The 19,577-nt window shown below is 59.6% G+C and carries 18 protein-coding genes; 8 read left to right on the plus strand and 10 right to left on the minus strand.

Annotation, left to right across the window (positions count from 1 at the left end):
• Position 1 precedes the first annotated feature (1 nt).
• From FHW37_RS07175 to clpP, 7 genes are all read right to left on the minus strand, one after another.
• On the minus strand, positions 2-1,243 hold the full coding sequence (locus tag FHW37_RS07175) for a metallophosphoesterase family protein (protein WP_145634412.1): 1,242 nt from the start codon (positions 1,241-1,243) through the stop codon (positions 2-4).
• Positions 1,244-1,356: 113 nt separating this feature from the next.
• The gene (locus FHW37_RS07180; RefSeq protein WP_145634414.1) at positions 1,357-3,543 is read right to left on the minus strand and encodes an esterase-like activity of phytase family protein; all 2,187 of its coding nucleotides are present in this window, start codon (positions 3,541-3,543) and stop codon (positions 1,357-1,359) included.
• A gap of 225 nt (positions 3,544-3,768) precedes the next feature.
• A complete protein-coding gene (locus FHW37_RS07185; protein WP_145635938.1) occupies positions 3,769-4,374 on the minus strand; it encodes an inorganic diphosphatase in 606 nt (201 codons plus the stop codon).
• Between the two features lie 218 nt (positions 4,375-4,592).
• On the minus strand, positions 4,593-4,868 hold the full coding sequence (gene hupB / locus FHW37_RS07190) for a DNA-binding protein HupB (protein ID WP_085423022.1): 276 nt from the start codon (positions 4,866-4,868) through the stop codon (positions 4,593-4,595).
• A 194-nt stretch (positions 4,869-5,062) separates the two neighbouring features.
• Positions 5,063-7,483 (minus strand): endopeptidase La, encoded by a 2,421-nt coding sequence (gene lon, locus FHW37_RS07195; RefSeq protein WP_145634417.1) that lies wholly within the window; start codon positions 7,481-7,483, stop codon positions 5,063-5,065.
• A gap of 446 nt (positions 7,484-7,929) precedes the next feature.
• Positions 7,930-9,207 carry an ATP-dependent Clp protease ATP-binding subunit ClpX gene (clpX, locus tag FHW37_RS07200; RefSeq protein ID WP_145634419.1) on the minus strand — a complete coding sequence of 426 codons (1,278 nt, stop codon included), beginning with the start codon at positions 9,205-9,207 and terminating at the stop codon, positions 7,930-7,932.
• 283 nt (positions 9,208-9,490) lie between these two features.
• Positions 9,491-10,123 carry an ATP-dependent Clp endopeptidase proteolytic subunit ClpP gene (clpP, locus tag FHW37_RS07205; RefSeq protein ID WP_145634421.1) on the minus strand — a complete coding sequence of 211 codons (633 nt, stop codon included), beginning with the start codon at positions 10,121-10,123 and terminating at the stop codon, positions 9,491-9,493.
• Positions 10,124-10,486: 363 nt separating this feature from the next.
• Between clpP and FHW37_RS07210 the strand changes: the two genes are divergently transcribed.
• On the plus strand, positions 10,487-11,731 hold the full coding sequence (locus FHW37_RS07210) for a GGDEF domain-containing protein (protein WP_145634423.1): 1,245 nt from the start codon (positions 10,487-10,489) through the stop codon (positions 11,729-11,731).
• 104 nt (positions 11,732-11,835) lie between these two features.
• Positions 11,836-13,590 (plus strand): gamma-glutamyltransferase, encoded by a 1,755-nt coding sequence (gene ggt, locus FHW37_RS07215; RefSeq protein WP_145634425.1) that lies wholly within the window; start codon positions 11,836-11,838, stop codon positions 13,588-13,590.
• A gap of 13 nt (positions 13,591-13,603) precedes the next feature.
• On the opposite strand, the gene FHW37_RS07220 is transcribed toward ggt, so the two are convergent.
• Entirely contained in the window at positions 13,604-14,443 is an 840-nt protein-coding gene (locus FHW37_RS07220; protein WP_145634427.1) for a hypothetical protein, read from the minus strand.
• A gap of 124 nt (positions 14,444-14,567) precedes the next feature.
• Between FHW37_RS07220 and FHW37_RS07225 the strand changes: the two genes are divergently transcribed.
• The 5 genes from FHW37_RS07225 (at position 14,568) to FHW37_RS07245 (ending at position 17,760) form a co-directional block, all read left to right on the plus strand.
• The gene (locus tag FHW37_RS07225; protein ID WP_145634430.1) at positions 14,568-15,815 is read left to right on the plus strand and encodes a cytochrome P450; all 1,248 of its coding nucleotides are present in this window, start codon (positions 14,568-14,570) and stop codon (positions 15,813-15,815) included.
• A 79-nt stretch (positions 15,816-15,894) separates the two neighbouring features.
• Positions 15,895-16,113, plus strand: coding sequence for a hypothetical protein (locus FHW37_RS07230; RefSeq protein WP_145634432.1), 219 nt, complete (start codon positions 15,895-15,897; stop codon positions 16,111-16,113).
• Positions 16,110-16,496 (plus strand): type II toxin-antitoxin system VapC family toxin, encoded by a 387-nt coding sequence (locus FHW37_RS07235; RefSeq protein WP_145634434.1) that lies wholly within the window; start codon positions 16,110-16,112, stop codon positions 16,494-16,496. Before FHW37_RS07230 ends, FHW37_RS07235 begins: the two co-directional genes overlap by 4 nt.
• Before the next feature lie 240 nt (positions 16,497-16,736).
• Complete coding sequence (locus FHW37_RS07240) at positions 16,737-17,075, plus strand: CidA/LrgA family protein (RefSeq protein WP_145635941.1); 339 nt, start codon at positions 16,737-16,739, stop codon at positions 17,073-17,075.
• Positions 17,062-17,760 (plus strand): LrgB family protein, encoded by a 699-nt coding sequence (locus tag FHW37_RS07245; protein ID WP_145634436.1) that lies wholly within the window; start codon positions 17,062-17,064, stop codon positions 17,758-17,760. The genes FHW37_RS07240 and FHW37_RS07245 overlap by 14 nt, the downstream gene beginning before the upstream one ends.
• A gap of 21 nt (positions 17,761-17,781) precedes the next feature.
• Here the strand turns inward: FHW37_RS07245 and FHW37_RS07250 are convergent, their stop codons facing one another.
• Positions 17,782-18,585, minus strand: coding sequence for an SDR family NAD(P)-dependent oxidoreductase (locus tag FHW37_RS07250; protein ID WP_145634438.1), 804 nt, complete (start codon positions 18,583-18,585; stop codon positions 17,782-17,784).
• A gap of 167 nt (positions 18,586-18,752) precedes the next feature.
• Here FHW37_RS07250 and FHW37_RS07255 point away from each other — a divergent pair, with 167 nt between their 5' ends.
• Entirely contained in the window at positions 18,753-19,241 is a 489-nt protein-coding gene (locus tag FHW37_RS07255; protein WP_145634440.1) for a MarR family winged helix-turn-helix transcriptional regulator, read from the plus strand.
• Here FHW37_RS07255 and FHW37_RS07260 read toward each other — a convergent pair.
• Entirely contained in the window at positions 19,231-19,575 is a 345-nt protein-coding gene (locus FHW37_RS07260; RefSeq protein ID WP_145635944.1) for a cupin domain-containing protein, read from the minus strand. The genes FHW37_RS07255 and FHW37_RS07260 overlap by 11 nt on opposite strands.
• Positions 19,576-19,577: the final 2 nt, after the last annotated feature.

The raw sequence follows: 19,577 nt of genomic DNA on the forward strand, positions 1-19,577 counted from the left end.
GTCAGCCGACCCTCGCCGCGCGTGCCAGAAGCAGGTCACGGGCCTCCGCCAGCAGGGCTTCCGCGTCATCGCCAAGCGGCGTTTCTGCGGCACCTATACCGCCCGGCAGGCGCGCAACGATCTCGGCGATACGGGCATTGGCCTCCTCGACCAAAGCCGGCGGAAAATCATGCATCGGAATCAGGCCATCGAGGCCAAGCGCATCGGGCTGGGATGAGGATGCAGAGGCAGCAGCCATGGCCTCAACCCGCATTTCAAGCTTTTCCAGCCAGATGTCCTCGTGGCTGCGATGGCAGGCGGCCTGGACCTCATCGCGAAAATAGTCGCCACGGGCGATCAGTTCCGCCCGGAAACGACTTTCACCAGTGAGCCGGATACGCAGCGCGAGCGGCCTGCCCTCCATGCCCTCGGCCAGCGTTTCTAGGCCGGTCTCGACGCGGCGCAGGATGGCGGGGACGCCATCGTCGGGTTCGACGACAATGGCCAATTCGGCGAAACGGGCAATGTCGGCGATGATTCTTTCGACACTGGCCTGGCCATCCTCGACCGTGACCATGACGGCGCCCTTGGCGCCCTGCTCACGGATCGAGCGCCCCTGGAGATTGCCGGGAAAGACGATGAGCGGCTCTTGCGCGACGATCTCGAAATCATGGACATGGCCAAGCGCCCAGTAATCGTAACCGCGCGATCTCAGATCCTCGACCGAACAGGGCGCATAGACGGCATGCGGCTCGCGGCCGGTGAGAGACGTATGCAGCACGCCGATATTGAACCAGCCGGGCTCGGCCGGCGGATAGGCAAGCGACAGGTTCTCATTGGCGGAGCGCTCGGCAAACCCCTGCCCGTGCAGCGCCACCTTCAGATGATCGAGCCGGAAGGTGCCCGGCTTGTTGACGGGAAATTCGCTGACATTCTTCGGCAGCGTGATCGTCCTGGTGATGACGCTTTCGGCATCGTGATTGCCCTTCAGGAGAAAGACCGGGATGCCGGCGCGTTCCAGCCGTGCCACTTCGCGGTTGAAGAAAAGGCCGATCTTGTTGTCCTTCCAGTCGCCGTCATAGACATCGCCAGCCACCAGAAAGAAATCCACCTGGCGTTCGATCGCAACGTCGATGAGCGCCGTGAAGGCATGGCGGCTCGCCTCGATGAAAATGTCGGCAAGGGCCGCATCCTTCAGCGCAAGTCCCTGGAAGGGACTGCCGAGATGCAGGTCTGCGGCATGGATGAAACGAAAGGCGGTCATCGACTCGAAGCCTCATGCGAACACATCGGGAACGCCAGACTTAGGTCATCCGCGGAACAGAAAAAAGGCCGGGGCGAAAAGACCCGGCCTTTTCCTGTTGATGAGCGGCACGATCAGTTGGTGCCCTTCAGATCGACAGCGAAGAACAGCGTCTCGCCGGAACTGTCATCGACACCGTCATTGTCGGTAACCGCAAAGGCCTTGCCGGACTTGTCGAAAGCGAAACCTTCGAGCTTGTCGAGAACATAACCGTTCGATGCCTTCAGCTCGGGAAGGAAGTCATGAACCTCTTCCTTCTTGACGAGCGGCAGATCGCCACCGAGCTTACCCGGCTTCATCTCGGAAAGCGCCACGCGATAGAGCTTCTTCAGCTTGGCTGCATCACCGACCAGATTGTCGCGCTCGATGAGATAGACATGGTCACCACGCGCGGTGATCTCGGACAGGCCGACCCAGCCGCTTTCGCTCTTTTCGAGCGGATAACGGACGGCGCCCCATTCCTTCGACTTCGGCTTGTAGGAGACGAGCTTGACCTGCCCCTTGGGATCATCCTTCCATTCGCGCTGGATCGCCATCCACAGTGTCAGGTCGTCACCGGAACCGGTCGTGGTGACGCCTTCGAAACCGTAGCGGGTCTCGCCGGCAAGCAGTTCGGATGGCAGGCCGATCTCGGTCTTGATCTCGCCCTTGGCGCTGACATTGTAGAGGCCGTGGCCGACCAGCTTGGCGCTATCACCTTCCGAAGCGAGCCAGAAGCCGCCCTTCCCGTCCAGCGCGATGCCTTCGATATCGAGTTTTTGGGCCGGCTGGCCGTTTCGCGTGATACGGACGACATTGGTGATTTCGGCCGGCGACTTGGTCGCATCGATGGTGAAGATCGACGGCTGCATCGAATAGAAGCTGTCGCTGACGGCGTAGAGAATGCCATCCTTCTCGGCATCGCCAACCAGGCCCGACAGGGCGCCCCAGCCGAGAACGTTGCCGTCGAGATCTTTGGAGACCAGTTTCGGATAGTTCGGCTTACCGTCTTCAAGCGCGTAGATCATCACATGCGAGCGCGGGCCGCCATCCTTGCCGAGATCGGCTTCGTTGGCGGTGATGAGAAGATTACGCGACGGAATGGCGACGGCACCTTCCGGCGAGACGCCCGATGGCAGGATCTGCATCAGCTGCGGCTCGGCGCCGGTATCCTTGTAGACGGCAACGACCGAGGCACGTTCGGCAAGCAGGAAGAAGTATTTCTGGCCATTGAAGGTCGCAGCCTCCATGCCTTCGACTTCGATACCCTTGGAGCGGGCGCGCTTTTCCGGGAAATGGCCGAGGCGGGCAACTTCGCGTTCCAGCGAAGCGCCGGATTCGTAAAGCACCTTGCCGGAGCGATCGAAGATTGTGAAGCCGCGCGAGCCGCCCTTCCAGTCGCCTTCGTTGGCGATGACGATGCGGTCATTATCGAGCCACTTGATGGCATCGGGTTCGCGCAGGACGCCGGAGGCCTTGCCGGTGAAGGAAAGCTGGCCGTCGGTCTTGTTGTCGATGCCTTCGAGATCGGCCTTGCCGGCCGGGAAATGGCCGATGACCTTGGCGGTCTTGCCGTCGATCAGAACGATCTCGTTGTTTTCCTGCATGGTGAGAGCGATCTCACCATTGTCGTTGATGGCAACGAATTCCGGCTCCGGGTCTTCGCCACCAATGGCCGCGAGGCCGGTCAGCGATATGTGCTTGATCAAGGCACAATCCGGCGTGCCGTCCTTGAGGGAGACGATGACGAGGTCGCCGGCCGGCATCTGCGGCAGCGCGCCGTCATTGACGTCTTCGTCACGCTCGTTCTCGATCGCGATCGCGGCAAAGGTCTTGTCCTTCGAAACGGCGATCGAATCCGGCTGGCCGCCGAGATCGCAGGTCAGGTCGACCTTCTTGGAGGCAATATCGACAACGGCCAGCATGCCGGTCGGGCTCTGCCTGTTTTCGCTGGTATTGACGGCTGCGAGAGCCTTGGCGCCGACGGCGGCAACCGAGGTGGGCTCGCCCTTGAACGTGACGGCACCAAGTGCCTTCGGCGCCTTCGGATCCTTGATGTCGATGAAACCGATCGCACCGAGCGGGCTGTCGGAATAGATGAGCGTCATGCCGTCTTCGCTGGCGGTGACGATTTCGGCCGACGTTTCCTTCTTCTCACCGGTCGGCAGATTGCCGGCAACCGGGAAGGAAGCGATGCGGTTAAAGACCTGTTCGGCGGCGGCCGGCAAGGCGACCGAGGTCAGCAATGCTGCAGCCAATGCGACGCGGATCGAGAATGTCATGGGAAGCCCCTCCGTGAAACCACAAGTAGCTTCTGGTGTACGCCAATGACAAATAGATGACGTTTTATATATCTTGGGTTGATATTGGTGCCGATATGCCGGAACGCCCCAATCGTGGAGATCGCCAGCGCCCTTTCCATCATGGTGTGAGGATGGGTTTTCACGTTCCCACAACGCAAAAGGCCCGGCGGGTGGCCGGGCCTTTCGACGGAAGATGAAGAAGGATTACTTCTTGTGCTTCTCGGCATAGGTCTTGATGGCGGTCGAAACTTCGGCTTCGGCCTTTGCAGCCGGCTCGAAACCGTTCAGTTCAACCGCCTTGCGGCCGGCCGGGAGCTGCTTGTAGACGCGGAAGAAGGCCTGCAGGCGATCCTGCTCAACCTGCGGCAGGTCGGTGATTTCCTTGATGTTGTCGTAGGTCGGGTCGATCTTGCTGGTCGGGACGGCAACGATCTTGTCGTCAACTTCGCCGCCATCGATCATCTTCAGGACGCCGATCGGGCGAACCTTGATGATGGCGCCCGGAACGACCGGCTCGCGGGTGTAGACCAGCGCGTCGAGCGGATCGTTGTCGCCGCCGAGCGAGCTGGTGATCGAGCCGTAATTGGCCGGATAGATCACCGGCATGGACTGGTAACGATCAACAACGATGTGGCCGGTATCGGCATCGATCTCATACTTGGTGAAGCTGCCCTGCGGGATCTCGATGGCAACGTTGAATTCCTTGCCGTCATCCTTCTTCTGCGGATAGTCGATGTAGGAAACATAGTCGGCGGAAGCGACACCGGCGGTGACGACGAAGGCAGCTGCGGCGAGGAAGATCGATTTCATCATAGGACCCTTCAGTTTAGTGAGGGGTTCCGTCTAGGGGCGCTCCATTACAGATGGATGACATTTCCACCGCTGGTCATCTCGTCTCCCAAAATCTACTGTCAAACCGCAATCAGACCATGAAAAAGCATTGGGCGGAAAATGAAAAAAGCGCCGGAGCATTGCTGCCCGGCGCTTTATTCATGTCCATTGCCGACGCAAAAGCGTCAGCAAAGAGATTAGCTGTTAACAGCGTCCTTGAGGCCCTTGCCGGCCGAGAACTTCGGCACGTTGCGTGCCGGAATGTCGACTTCAGCGCCGGTCGACGGGTTACGGCCCTTGGAAGCTTCACGACGGGAAACGGAGAAGCTGCCGAAACCAGCGAGACGGATGTCGCCGCCCTTCTTCAGTTCGCCCTGGACAGTCTCGAAAACGGCATCAACTGCAGAGGCGGCATCAGCCTTCGAGAGGCCGGCTTTTTCGGCCACTGCGGATACCAGTTCGTTCTTGTTCATGTTTCCACCCTTTCAACGGTTTTGGAACGATTCATAATCGGCGCGACCATACTCAGGCGTCGCGCCTTGGCAACCCAAAAGCTCCGCAATCGCCTGAAAAACAAGGGGTACAGAGCATATTTCACAAAAAAAGCCGGCTTTTGACCGGCTTTTTTCACAGTTCTTATCGGCCTGACATAAAGCCGGTGTCGCAATCAGTGTGCGACAGTCGTGCCAGTGTCATCGACGCCGTCGACGGTCGCAATGACCGGCGTTTCGACAGTGCCGTCCCATTCGATCGGCTCAGGCCGGCGAATGAGCGCATGCTTGATAACCTCGCCCATGCGGGACACGGGGATGATTTCCATGCCGTTCTTCACGTTGTCCGGAATGTCTGCCAGATCCTTGGCATTCTCTTCCGGGATCAGCACCTTCTTGATGCCGCCGCGAAGTGCTGCAAGCAGCTTTTCCTTCAGGCCACCGATCGGCAGGACGCGACCACGCAGGGTGATCTCACCCGTCATCGCGACATCCTTGGAAACCGGGATGCCGGTCATGATCGAGACGATCGCCGTTGCCATGGCAACACCGGCAGACGGACCGTCCTTCGGGGTTGCGCCTTCCGGCACGTGGACGTGGATGTCCGACTTGTCGAAGCGCGGCGGCTCGATGCCGAAATCGACAGCGCGCGAGCGGACATAGGATGCCGCAGCCGAGATCGATTCCTTCATCACTTCCTTCAGGTTGCCGGTGACCGTCATACGGCCCTTGCCCGGCATCATGACGCCTTCGATCGTCAGCAGTTCACCACCGACTTCGGTCCAGGCCAGACCGGTGACGACACCGACCTGATCCTCGCCCTCGGCCTCACCATGGCGATACCGCGGAACACCGAGGTAATCCGAAATGTTGGCGGCCGTGACGGCAACCGACTTCGTCTTGCCCTTGATGATCTCGGTCACCGCCTTGCGGGCGAGCTTCATCAGCTCGCGTTCGAAGGAGCGAACGCCGGCTTCGCGGGTATACTGCTGGCTGATGGCCATCAGGGCATCGTCCGTGACCGAGAATTCGTTCGGCTGCAGGGCGTGTTCCTTGATCGCCTTCGGCAGAAGGTGACGCTTGGCGATTTCGCGCTTCTCATCCTCGGTGTAACCGGCGATGCGGATGACTTCCATACGGTCCATCAGCGGTGCCGGGATGTTCAGCGTGTTCGCCGTGGTGATGAACATCACGTCGGACAGGTCGTATTCGACTTCCAGGTAGTGATCCATGAAGGTCGAGTTCTGTGCCGGGTCGAGCACTTCCAGCAGAGCCGAAGACGGATCGCCGCGGAAGTCCTGGCCCATCTTGTCGATTTCGTCGAGCAGGAAGAGCGGGTTGGACTTCTTCGCCTTCTTCATCGACTGGATGACCTTGCCGGGCATCGAACCGATGTAAGTGCGGCGGTGACCGCGGATTTCGGCTTCGTCACGAACGCCACCAAGTGCCATGCGGACATACTCACGGCCGGTCGCCTTGGCGATCGACTTGGCGAGCGAGGTCTTGCCGACGCCCGGAGGACCGACGAGGCACAGGATCGGGCCCTTGATCTTCGTGGCACGTGCCTGAACCGCCAGATATTCGACGATGCGTTCCTTGACCTTTTCCAGGCCGAAGTGATCCAGTTCGAGGATCTTTTCAGCATTGTTGAGGTCGGTCTTGATCTTCGACTTCTTGCTCCACGGAATGCCGAGCAGCCAGTCGAGATAGTTGCGCACGACCGTGGCTTCCGCAGACATCGGGCTCATCTGTCGCAGCTTCTTCAGCTCGGCATCAGCCTTTTCCTTGGCTTCCTTGGACAGCTTCGTCTTGGAGATGCGCTCTTCCAGTTCGGCCATCTCGTCGCGGCCTTCCTCGCCGTCGCCGAGCTCCTTCTGGATCGCCTTCATCTGTTCGTTCAGGTAGTACTCGCGCTGGGTCTTCTCCATCTGGCGCTTGACGCGCGAGCGGATGCGCTTTTCCACCTGCAGGACGGAGATCTCGCCTTCCATGAAGCCGAGCGCCTTTTCAAGGCGCAGCTTGACGGAAACCGTTTCCAGCATTTCCTGCTTTTCGGTGATCTTGATCGACAGGTGCGAGGCAACCGTATCAGCGAGCTTCGAGTAATCCTCGATCTGGCTGGCGGCGCCGACGACTTCCGGCGAGATCTTCTTGTTCAGCTTCACGTAGTTTTCGAATTCGGAAACCACGGAACGCGACAGGGCTTCGACCTCGACGGCATCCTCATCCGGCTCGGCCAGGATCTCGGCCTTGGCTTCGTAGAACTCTTCGCGGTCGGTATAGCTGCCGATCGTTGCACGGGCACGGCCTTCGACGAGAACCTTGACGGTGCCGTCGGGCAGCTTCAGGAGCTGCAGCACGTTGGCAACGGTGCCGACCTTGTAGATCGCGTCCGGTTCCGGATCGTCGTCGCCTGCATTGATCTGGGTGGCAAGCATGATCTGCTTGTCGGAACCCATCACTTCTTCAAGCGCCCGGATCGACTTTTCCCGGCCGACGAACAGCGGCACGATCATATGCGGGAAGACCACAATGTCGCGCAGGGGCAGGACCGGATAGGTCTCGGCGCCGGTTGCTGCAGACGTTGAATTCGTCATGTCATTTCCTTTCCATCGTCCCGTTGCCGGGATGGCCTGGATCAAATGTTCCAGGCACTTCACTCCCACCCAAAGTGGAGTTTTCAAAAATCGTTTTCAAGCCTTGCATGGCCGCTGCCCGTTACGAACATGACAGAGATGTTACAAGGCGCAGCACGCAACGCTCTACGCTAAAACAACCGGTTCTACACAAAACACCGGGAGACACGGCACGTTCCATCCCATCTGGCTCTCCCCTGCTCCGCGCCTCTGAAACAGAGGCCAGAAAACGAAGCAGTCGGGATGGAAATCATCTGCCCGCCTGATGTCTAAATCAAGATGGCTATCTTGCAACTCCTTGCCCACCAAAAATGGTGGAATTCGCAAAAAAGCACAGGATTAAGACGTAAAACGCAAAAGAGGCCCCAGTGGGGCCTCTCGAAGTTCTCAAAACAATACGTTCAGCCTCAGGCCGATACGTTTGCCTTTTCTTCCGCACGGTCGGCATAGATGTAGAGCGGGCGGGCATTGCCCTTGACCACATCATCCGAGATGACGACTTCGCGAACGCCTTCCAGCGCCGGCAGTTCGAACATCGTGTCGAGCAGGATCTTTTCCATGATCGAGCGAAGACCACGGGCGCCGGTCTTGCGGACGATCGCCTTCTTGGCGATTTCGCGCAGGGCGTCCTCGTGGAAGGTCAGTTCCACGTCTTCCATCTCGAACAGGCGCTGATACTGTTTGATCAGCGCGTTCTTCGGCTCCGACAGGATCTGGATCAGAGCGTCTTCATCCAGGTCCTCAAGCGTTGCCAGGACAGGCAGACGACCGATGAATTCCGGAATGAGGCCGAACTTGACCAGGTCTTCCGGTTCCAGTTCGCGCAGAACTTCGCCGACGCGGCGATCTTCAGGCGACTTGACGGATGCACCGAAACCGATCGAGGTCTTTTCGCCACGGGCGGAGATGATCTTGTCGAGACCGGCAAAGGCGCCACCGCAGATGAACAGGATGTTCGTCGTGTCGACCTGCAGGAATTCCTGCTGCGGATGCTTGCGGCCGCCCTGCGGCGGGACCGAGGCAACCGTGCCTTCCATGATCTTCAGAAGCGCCTGCTGCACGCCTTCGCCCGAAACGTCACGGGTGATGGACGGGTTGTCGGACTTGCGGGAGATCTTGTCGACTTCGTCGATATAGACGATGCCGCGCTGGGCGCGTTCGACATTGTAATCCGCAGCCTGCAGGAGCTTCAGGATGATGTTTTCGACGTCTTCACCGACATAACCGGCTTCGGTCAGGGTCGTTGCATCCGCCATGGTGAAGGGAACGTCGATGATGCGGGCAAGCGTCTGGGCAAGATAGGTCTTGCCGCAGCCGGTCGGGCCGACGAGCATGATGTTCGACTTCGCGAGCTCGACATCGCCGCCCTTGGAGGCATGTGCGAGACGCTTGTAATGGTTGTGAACGGCGACCGACAGGATGCGCTTGGCCTGCTTCTGGCCGATGACGTATTCGTCGAGAACCTTGATGATGTCCTGCGGCGTGGGAACGCCGTCACGGGACTTGACCATCGAGGACTTGTTCTCTTCGCGGATGATGTCCATGCACAGTTCAACGCATTCATCGCAGATGAATACGGTTGGTCCTGCAATAAGCTTGCGAACCTCGTGCTGGCTCTTTCCGCAGAAGGAGCAATATAGTGTATTCTTGGAGTCGCCGCCGTTGCCGCTGCTGACTTTGCTCATATCAATTTCCTTCCAGCACTCCGCCAGACCCGCATGAACGGGTGGGGCCAACTTTACCGCTGTCGACACGCCCGGATCTCAGTCCGGGCCCGCCTTGCTCCGGGGGTACTCTAACCGGCTCTGACGCTCGGCCAGAACCGGCGGCAACGAAACCCCTGAGACGCCAATGCTATGTCATAAAAACTCAACACAGCCTTAATGGGTACTAATAGCGCTTTCCGTGCGACTTGAAACCCCCGAATTCACTCACATAGGGGTGAGCCGCACGAACGCCCTGTTCTCCTTACGCCGCAGGTCCGCCTTCGAGTTCCTCACGGGTGGTGAGGATCTTGTCGACCACACCCCAATCCTGAGCTTCGTCCGCCGTCATGAAATGGTCACGGTCGAGCGTCTTTTCAACTTCTTCGTAGGTACGGCCGGTATGCTTGACATACACTTCGTTCAGGCGGCGCTTCATCTTGATGATGTCGCGGGCATGACGCTCGATGTCGGAAGCCTGGCCCTGGAAACCGCCAGACGGCTGGTGAACCATGATGCGCGAATTCGGCGTCGAGAAGCGCATGCCCTTTTCGCCGGCGCAAAGAAGAAGCGAACCCATCGATGCTGCCTGGCCGACGCACAGTGTCGAAACGGCCGGCTTGATGAACTGCATCGTGTCGTAGATCGCCATGCCGGCGGTGACGACGCCACCCGGCGAATTGATGTAGAGGGCGATTTCCTTCTTGGGGTTTTCGGCTTCAAGGAAAAGAAGCTGGGCGCAGACGAGCGACGCCATGTGATCCTCGACCGGACCCGTCAGGAAGATGATGCGCTCCTTCAGGAGGCGCGAGTAGATATCGTAGGAGCGTTCACCGCGATTGGTCTGCTCTACGACCATCGGCACCAGGGCCATTGCGGTATCAACTGGATTTCTCATGTCCGTCCTTTGTCAAATGCCTTGCCGAAGGCACGAATGCGCTCCGGAATCATTGGAAATTGCTCATCTCCTACATAGAGTGTCAACGCCCGATACTTCAAGACGGAGAGCCCGATATCCTTAATCGCCCGAGGATGCGCGAGGCTGACCGTATCTGCGCTGTCGCGAATAAACGCCCGTTTGGCGAGGCCATTCCGACGAAAGCCACCGGTTTTTCAGCCACAAGGGTAAAGCAGCGGTAAATTCCGCCACGCGGCAACCTATTGCCGCACTTTGCTAAAATGCGCCCACAGGATGCAAACCTCAGCTTAAGCATTCTGGGCTATAGGAGATGGGTTACCGCATCTCGCGGGGAGTATTGCGTTGGATATTGTAACAGGTTTCATGATCTGGGCCGCAGAAGCGACGACGCTTGGCGCGCTTTTGTGCTCGAGATGGTTTTACGAGCGTCAGCGGTTTTATCTCAGCTGGGGCGGTGGTTTCATTCTGCACGGCACCGGGGTCGCGCTCGTCGCGCTCCGCGGCGATCTCCCCGAATTCATATCCATCGAGGTTGCCAATACGGTGGCGCTTTCCGGCGTCGGACTATGGATCGCCGGGATGATGCAGTTCGACAATCGCCGCGTCGATCCCTATGCCGCAATCCCTGCGCTGCTGTGGATCGCCGGCATGTTCCTCAATCCCGTACGTGAGACCTTCGCCTATCGTGTGGCACTGTTTCATGGCGCGGCCTCGATCGGCTTCATGATGCTGATCGGAGTGATGCTTGCGAGCAGGGAAGCCCGGAAATCCCATACCCGCCGGGTCTTTGCCGCCTTTATCGGGATCCAGGTCGTTTCCGGCATCATCGTCGCGGCGCTCGCCCTCACCAAGCAGCCGAGCACGTTTGCCAGCGATACAAAGTCTCTCTGGCTGCTGATCTCGGCCGCCCTGTGTTTTGTGGCCGCCCTGATGTGCGGCGCCAAGCTCATCAACGAACGCTCGGAAGCCAAGCTCAAGCTGCTGGCGCAGACGGACCCATTGACCGGCGTCCTCAATCGGCGTGGCCTGATCGACGAATTCGAGCGCATGAGAAAGGCGGCACCGCCCCATGTTCCCATGCTGGCGCTCATTCATTTCGATCTCGACGGTTTCAAGCAGATCAACGATCGCTACGGCCATCAGGCCGGCGACGAGGTGCTGATCGCCTTTGCGCGGATCGGCGCCGCTTCGCAGCGCGGCCGCGGCTCGTTCGGCCGCATGGGCGGCGAGGAGTTTGCCTCGATCGTGCATGTCAGGGACATGATCGAGGCAGCAAGCCTTTCGGAAGCGATCCGCACGACATTGAAGCACCAGCTGATCAAGGCCGGAGAGCATCAGATCATCTGCACGGTCAGCTCCGGCATTGCGATTGCAGAGACAAAGGACGCGGATCTCGACATGCTGCTCAGCGCTGCAGACAGGGCGCTTTATGTGGCGAAGACGAGCGGGCGCGACCGCACCGCGATCAGCACGGATGGCGATGTCTCGATCATTCCCTCGGTCGATCACTCGGAAGAACCGGCGGCGATCGTCGATATCAGCCGGCAGATCGCGGCGCTGAAACGGATTGCCGCCATCGCCAAATAATCGGCAGGTGGCCGGCGCACCGAACAGTCAGTTCCGATAATTCGCCCTTGTCTTCCAGGCCGGATGGCGCATTTCTTGGCCATTGCAATCTGGAGGGCGCGGCCATGCTGAAACGATTTCTGGGAACGGTTTTTGCTGGTTTTCTGATCATCAGTCCGGCCGTGGCGCAGCAGGCATCCGACACAGTCGCGCCGGAACGGGCGACGGGCTTCAAGCCGGGAAAACGTGTCGAGACGAAAAACTTCATGGTCGCTGCCGCAAATCCGCTCGCTGCCGAGGCGGGACGCGACGTCATCGCCAAAGGCGGCAGCGCGATCGATGCGCTGATCGCCGTGCAGTCAGTGCTCGGCTTGGTCGAGCCGCAAAGTTCCGGCCTCGGCGGCGGCGCCTTCCTCGTCTATTACGATGCCAAGGCGGGCAAGCTGACCACGTTCGACGGCCGCGAAACGGCACCGATGGCGGCAACACCAAAACTCTTTCTCGACGATCAGGGCCAGCCGCTGAAATTCATGGAAGCGGTGGTGGGCGGCCGTTCGGTCGGAACGCCGGGCACGGTGCGATTGCTGGAAGAGGTGCATCGCCGCTACGGCAAGGCGAACTGGTCCGGACTGTTCGACAGGGCGGAAACGCTGGCAACAGACGGTTTTGCGGTTTCGCCACGGCTTGCCGGATTGCTGGCAGTCGAAGGCGACAAGCTGAAGACCTATGAAGGCACACGCAGCTATTTCTACGACGCATCCGGCGCACCGCTGAAGGCCGGCGTGATCCTGAAGAACCCCGATTATGCCGAAAGCCTGAAGGCGATCGCGACGGGAGGGGCGGATGCTTTCTACAAGGGGCCGATTGCCGAGGCGATCGTGCGCACCGTACGGGAGGCCAAGGGCAATCCCGGCGTCCTGTCGCTCGAGGACCTTGCCAATTACCGCATCAAGGAACGCGAACCGGTCTGCTTCGATTACCGGGCGCTTGATGTCTGCGGCATGGGACCGCCCTCTTCCGGCGCTGTTGCGATCAGCCAGATGCTCGGCATGCTTGAAAATTTCGACATCAAGGGTTTTGGCCCGAAGAACGTTCAGAGCTGGCGGCTGATCGGTGATGCCCAGCGGCTCGCCTTTGCCGACCGCGAAAAATATCTGGCCGATACCGATTTTGCCCCCTCGCCGATCAAGGGGCTTCTGAAGAAGGATTATCTCGGAGAGCGGGCCAAGCTGCTCTATGGCGAGAAGGCTCTTTCCAAGGATCAGGTGAAGGCCGGCGAGCCGACATGGGACCACGCGCTGCTGTTCGGCCGGGACGCAGCGATCGAACTGCCTTCCACAAGCCATATCGTCATCGTTGACCGCGACGGCAATGTCGCGACGATGACGACGACGATCGAGAACGGTTTTGGTTCGCGGCTGATGGTGAATGGGTTCCTGCTCAACAACGAACTCACCGACTTCTCCTTCAAGACCCATGACGGCGGCATGGCTGTCGCGAACCGGGTCGAACCGGGCAAACGCCCGCGCTCCTCGATGTCGCCGACCATCGTGATGAAGGACGGCAAGCCGCTTCTGGCGATCGGTTCGCCGGGCGGCAGCCAGATCATCGGTTACGTGGCGCAGGCACTGGTCGCCTATATCGACTGGGGCATGCCGGTCGAGGCGATCGTCGCACAGCCGCATCTCATCAATCGGTTCGGCACTTACGAGATCGAGACCGGTACCGATGCGGAAGCCATGGCCGAGCCTTTGAAGGCGATGGGCTATGAGGTGAAGGCAGGCGATATGAATTCAGGCCTGCAGGCGATTGAAATTACCGCACAGGGCCTCGCCGGCAGCGCAGACCCACGCCGCGAGGGCATTGCCGTCGGGGAATGAGACGCCGCGAGGGTCACACTTCGGCGGAGCCATAAACGAGACCGGTTTTGGTTACGCCCTTGAGGTCGATCCAGGGCAGACCGTAAAGCACCGACAAGGCCGTCCAGGCATTTCGCACCACGGCCTCGTCCACCTCGTCCAGATCGAAGCGAAAACTGAATTCGGCGGCGACGGGCGAAAGTGTGTCCGGCTTCTTCCACCACAGGATCAGGGCGCATTTCGCAGAAAAATCGCCGAAATCCAGCTTGCCGTCCTCAAAGACATGCTCGGTGATATTGAGGCCGCGGACGGTGCAGACGGCCGTATCCTTTGGCGGCAGATCGCGTTGGGGCACATTATCGTAAGGGGCGAGGCAATCGCCGACCGTGCGCGGTAGGCTGCCGGGATCAAACTCTGCTTTCGCGGAACGGCTGAACAGCGCCCAGAAACGCGGCGTATCCGCCGGTGGCATCAGCTTGACGTCCTCCTCGAATTTTTCCTGGGCATCGTCCTTTTCGTCACGCTTTCTGGCCGCGAAATTCTGGGAGGCCGCAAGCAGCCGGTCTCCGTGGCGGAATTTCAGCGTTGCCTCCCAGTCGCCGTTCGAGCCCAATTTGCGGCGCAGGCGAAAGACGAGATCCGAGCGGCGATAGAGGGTGTTCGCCTCTGTATCGAGAAAGATGATCTCCCGCTGCTTGTCGGCATTGTCAGCAACGAGCCTGCCTTTGGTCGCGATCCCGAAAGGTTTCAGGCGGCGCCCGGCATCTTCCCAGAACTGGGCCACCTGCGAGCGGCAGGCCTGTTGATTGCCCGAAAAACGCTCGGCGCGCAGGGTCAGCTTGCATTCCCGCGACGACAGTTCTGCCTGATCCATAACGCCCCCCAACGTATCTCTATCAGCTAAAGTGTGATCGCAATCCAGAATTGCGTCAATCCGGCAATTTTCGCGTCATCGCCACCCCTTCCCCACCCTTGCGAAATCCGCTAGCTCTCGAGGCATGACCAAGCTTGCCGATTTCCTTTCCATCGATCCCGATACCCGCCACGTCTCGCTGAATGGCCGCAATCCGGCCTTTTATGGCGACCCCAACCGGGTCTATGCGGCGCTGCATGCCCAATGTCCGACCTTTTACTGGGAAGAGCAGAAACAGTGGTTCTTTACCGGGTATGACCATGTGAACGCGCTGCTGCGCGACCGCCGTTTCGGAAGGCAGATCCTGCATATCGCCAGCCGCGAGGAACTCGGGCTTGCCGAACCGGAACCGCATCTGACAAATTTCGATCTCGCCGAACTGCATTCGCTGCTGGAAGTCGAGCCGCCGGAACACACGCGGCTCAGAACACTGGTCAACCGCGCCTTCGTCTCGCGCCATATCGAACGGCTGCGCCCGGAAATCGCCGATCTGGCGGAAAAGCTGATCGATGGGTTCGAGAAGGACGGCGAAACCGAACTTCTCTCTGCCTTCGCCGATATCATCCCGGTAACGATGATCGGCCGCATGATCGGCATTCCCGACGAGATGGGGCCGCAGCTCCTGAAATGGTCCCACGACTATGTCGGCATGTATATGTTCAAGCGGACGAAAGAGGATGAATACGCCGCCGACCAGGCCGCAAAGGAGTTCGCGGACTACGTCAAAGAGCTGATCGCCGAGCGCCGCCGGGAGCCGCGTGAAGACCTGCTCACCCACATGATCCATACCGAGCACAAGGGCCAGTATCTGACCGACGACGAACTGGTTTCGACAACGATCGTTCTGCTCAATGCCGGGCATGAGGCGACCGTTCACCAGATCGGTAATTCGGTCCGCATCATTCTCGAAAGCGGGATCGACCCCAGAACCCTGTTTGCCGACGAGAAGGTGACCGAGCGCACGGTCGAGGAGACACTGAGGATCTGCGCACCGGTCCACATCTTCCAGCGCTGGGCACTGGAGGACGTCGAGCTGGACGGGCTGTCCTTCAAGCGCGGCGACAAGGTGAGCCTGATCCTGGCTGCCGCCAATCTCGATCCGCAGAAATTCTCCGACCCGCTGGCCTTCAAGCCGGACCGGCAGGAAGCGCCCAACCTCTCCTTCGGCGCCGGCATCCATTTCTGCATCGGCGCGCCGCTGGCACGACTGGAGCTCAACACCGTTCTCCCCATCCTCTTCCGCCGCCTGCCGGGACTGAAGATCGCGGCTCAGCCGACCGTAAAAGACGTCTATCATTTCCACGGGCTGGAGAAGCTGGAGCTGCGCTGGTAACGCCGCAGTTCCGTTTTGGCGGCCGATCCTGTATGCTTTTCCCTGGACGGATATCGCCACGGCAAATGGATCGACTGGAATGCGGACCGAGCATCTGCAGCGCATGGTCAAAGCAGTGGAGGACGGCGACATCGATACTGCGCGGGCGGTACTCGACGAAGCCGCGGAGACGGCTGATCACGACCCATCGCCAAAAACACAACGGGTGCCGGGGCGCTTCAAGGGCAGGATGACTGTCGGGCCTGAATTTTTCCAGCCGCTGAGCGAAGAGGAACTCAAAGAGCTCACGGCAGAATGAAATATCTGCTCGATACCCATGCGCTTTTGTGGTGGCTCGCTGACGACCCGCAACTTTCCGAAACGGCTGGCGATGCAATCAGATCTCCAGATAACGATATCTATGTGAGCGCCGCATCCGCGTGGGAAATCGCGACGAAATTCGCGAAGGGCCGGCTTCCTGCCGCCTCCCTGCTTCTTCCGGATTTTCGCAGCGTGATCGAGGAAGAAGGGTTCGTCGAGCTTTCGATCAGTAGCGAACACATGGTCAGAAGTGCTTTCCTTCCGGGTGAACACCGTGATCCATTCGATCGCATTCTCGCGGCACAATCGATTATCGAAGACATGGCCCTGATATCGATCGATCCTCAGATTCAGCCGCTCGGCGTTTCGACGCATTGGTGAATGCCGCGGCATCTGCCCGAATTCGGGCGGCCGGATGCACGATCGAAAGGCAGGCTGCGCCGAAAACACATGGCTCGCATGCAATGTCTTCAATTGCTTAAGGGCATGTGTACCGTATAGTACGCGGCAGGGAGGGATTTTTGAAAAGGCCCTTACCCCGTGTCCAGGCGCAAGACAGCCATTCTCCTTTCCCGCAGCCTTCAGAACAGCCGCATCGCGCAGGTCGCGGTGATCGTTGCCATGTGGCTGGCGGGCGAGGCGATCTCGCGGCTGAGCGGCCTTCCCGTTCCCGGCGCGGTGATCGGCATGTTTGCGCTTCTGGCGCTTCTCGCCACCGGCGTGATCCGCCTTTCCAGCATGCGGCGCGGCGCCTATTGGCTGCTGGCCGACATGCTTCTGTTCTTCATCCCTGCCGTGCTTGCCGTTCTCGACCATGGCGAATTCATCGGGCTGATCGGGCTGAAGATCATCGCGGTCATCCTTGCCGGCACGCTTGCCGTGATGTGCATGACCGCGCTTGCGGTCGATCTCGGATATCGTTTGATGGTGGCGCTGGAGAACCGGCGTGTTCACGCTTGAAAACGGCCTGACCACGCTTTTCTGGTCGGCTGCGACAATCTTTTTCTATTATCTCTCGAAGCTCATCTATCGCCGCTGGCCGAAGAACCTGCTGTCGCCGCTGATCGTTGCACCGGCGGTGCTGGTGGTGATCGCGCTCGTCCTGCATACGAGCTACCGCGAATATATCGGCGCGACCCATTGGCTGATGGTCGTGCTCGGACCCGTAACGGTCGCCTTTGCCGTGCCGATCTACGAAAAGCGCGCGATGATCTCGAAATACTGGCCGGTGCTTGCCTTCGGCATCGTGGTCGGCAGTTCTACCGCAATTCTCACCGCCTGGGCGCTGGCGAGCCTGCTCAGCATCGACGGCACATTGCGGCTGAGCCTCCTGCCACGCTCGTTCAGCACGCCGTTCGCCATGGAAGTGTCTGAAAACATCGGCGGCGTGCCGGATCTGACGGCGTTTTTCGTGATCGTCACCGGCGTGCTCGGGGCGATCATGGGCGAAAGCCTGCTGCGGTTTCTGCCGCTGAAATCGACGCTCGCGCGCGGCGCCCTGTTCGGCATGGGTGCGCATGGCGCAGGCGTTGCCAAGGCAAACCAGATCGGCGCGGAAGAAGGCTCCGTCGCCGGCCTGGTCATGGTTCTGGTGGGCCTTGCGAATGTGCTGGCCGCGCCACTGCTTGCCGTGATCCTGCGATAAGACAAGCAGCGGCAGGATGGCTTAGGCGGCGATGCCGTAACGGCCGGCCGGGCGATTGAGCGAGAGATGCGGGCGCAGCTCGCCGCGGGCTGCGATATAGCTGTCGTAAAGAGCCTTGTCGGCGAGCGACGGAATGGTGATCAGTTCGCCCTGATCGAAACCGGCCAAAGCCGCATCCACGAGATCACCCACTTCCATCACCATGTTCGGATCGAGATCGTCGAAGGACCGGCCAACGCGGTCGAAGATTTCGGTGCGGGTGAGACCCGGCAGCACAGCCTGGATGCTGACGCCGGTATTTTCGAGCTCGGCGGCGAGCGATTCCGTCAAGGTCAGGACAAAGCTCTTGGTAGCGCTGTAGGTGCCGTTGAAGAAATGCGGGGCGAGCGCCACAACAGAGGCGGTGTTGATGATCGCGCCTGCACCGCGTGCCACGAAAACCTGCGCGGCGGCAACGGCCAGGCGGTTTGCGGCCGTGACATTGAGATCGACCATCGTGTCGAGATAATCGAGATCGCTCGTCAGCAGCGGGCCGTTCGGGCCAATGCCGGCATTGTTGACGAAGAGGCTGATCGTTTCATCGCTGCGCAGGCGCTGCTCGACCTTCACGACATCGCTTTTCTGCGAAAGATCGGCCGACAGAACATCCGCCATGATGCCGTGGGTGGCAGATAGCTTTTCAGCCAGCGCCGTGAGGCGGGTCGTGTCGCGGGCAACCAGAATAAGATCATAACCGCGGGCTGCCAGACGATCGGCATAGGTGGCGCCGATGCCGGACGAGGCGCCGGTCACAAGGGCGGTTTTGGGTTTCGATGTATCGGTCATTGCTGCTCTCCTTGGATTGGGAATTCCGGTGGATCTGGAATTTACTGGTATATGCCACTAAATATGAAAAGGCGGATTTGATCCTGCAAGAGGGAGCCGCAAATTTTTAATTGGGATGGAAGCATCCCGCGAAACGGGGCATGCTGGCGCGACAGGACGGAAGAACGATGAGCGCGAAACACGAAGAAGACGGCGTCTGGCTCTATTGCTCGAACAGCGCGATCCGTCGTGCGGCGAGACAGCTCGGCCAGCTTTACGAAGATGCGATGGGCGATACCGGGCTCAAGGGAACCCAGTTCTCGCTGATGTCACAGATCGCCTATTCCGACGGGCCGACTTTGAAGACGCTTGCAGAAGCGATGGTGATGGATCTTTCGGCGCTCGGCCACACGCTGAAGCCGCTGATCCGTGACGGGCTGGTGGAGCTTGAACCCGACGAGAAGGACAAGCGCGTCAAGCGCGTGCGCCTGACGGCACAGGGTGTTGCAAAACAGCGGGAGATGACCGCTCGCTGGCAGGTGGCGCAGGACCGTTTCGATGCCACGTTCGGCAAGGAAAAATCGCAGGAATTGCGGCGGGTGATGAGCCTCATCTCCTCGCCGGAATTCGCCAGGACGTTTTCAAAGGGTGACGAAGACCAGGCCTCTAAAGCCTGATCACATAGTCCTTGCGAGTCGTTTTAATCACTTCCCAGCTTCCCTTGAAGCCGGGCCTTAAAACCATGCTGTCGCCGGCCTTTAGCTGGACAGGCTCGCCGCCCTCCTCTGTGACGACGGAATGGCCGGAGAGGATGTGGAAATATTCCCATTCCTCATAAACGATCCGCCATTTGCCCGGCGTCGCTTCCCAGATGCCGGCATAAAGGCCGCCATCCGCTTCCTCGATATTCCATGTGCGGAATTTCGGATTGCCGGAGATCAGCCGGTCCGGCGCAGGCGCGCCCTCCTCCGGTTCGACGCCGGCGAGATCGAATGTCGTCCAGTTCCCCATCA

The organism is Neorhizobium alkalisoli (genome assembly GCF_007829835.1).
Classification (GTDB): Bacteria; Pseudomonadota; Alphaproteobacteria; order Rhizobiales; family Rhizobiaceae; genus Neorhizobium.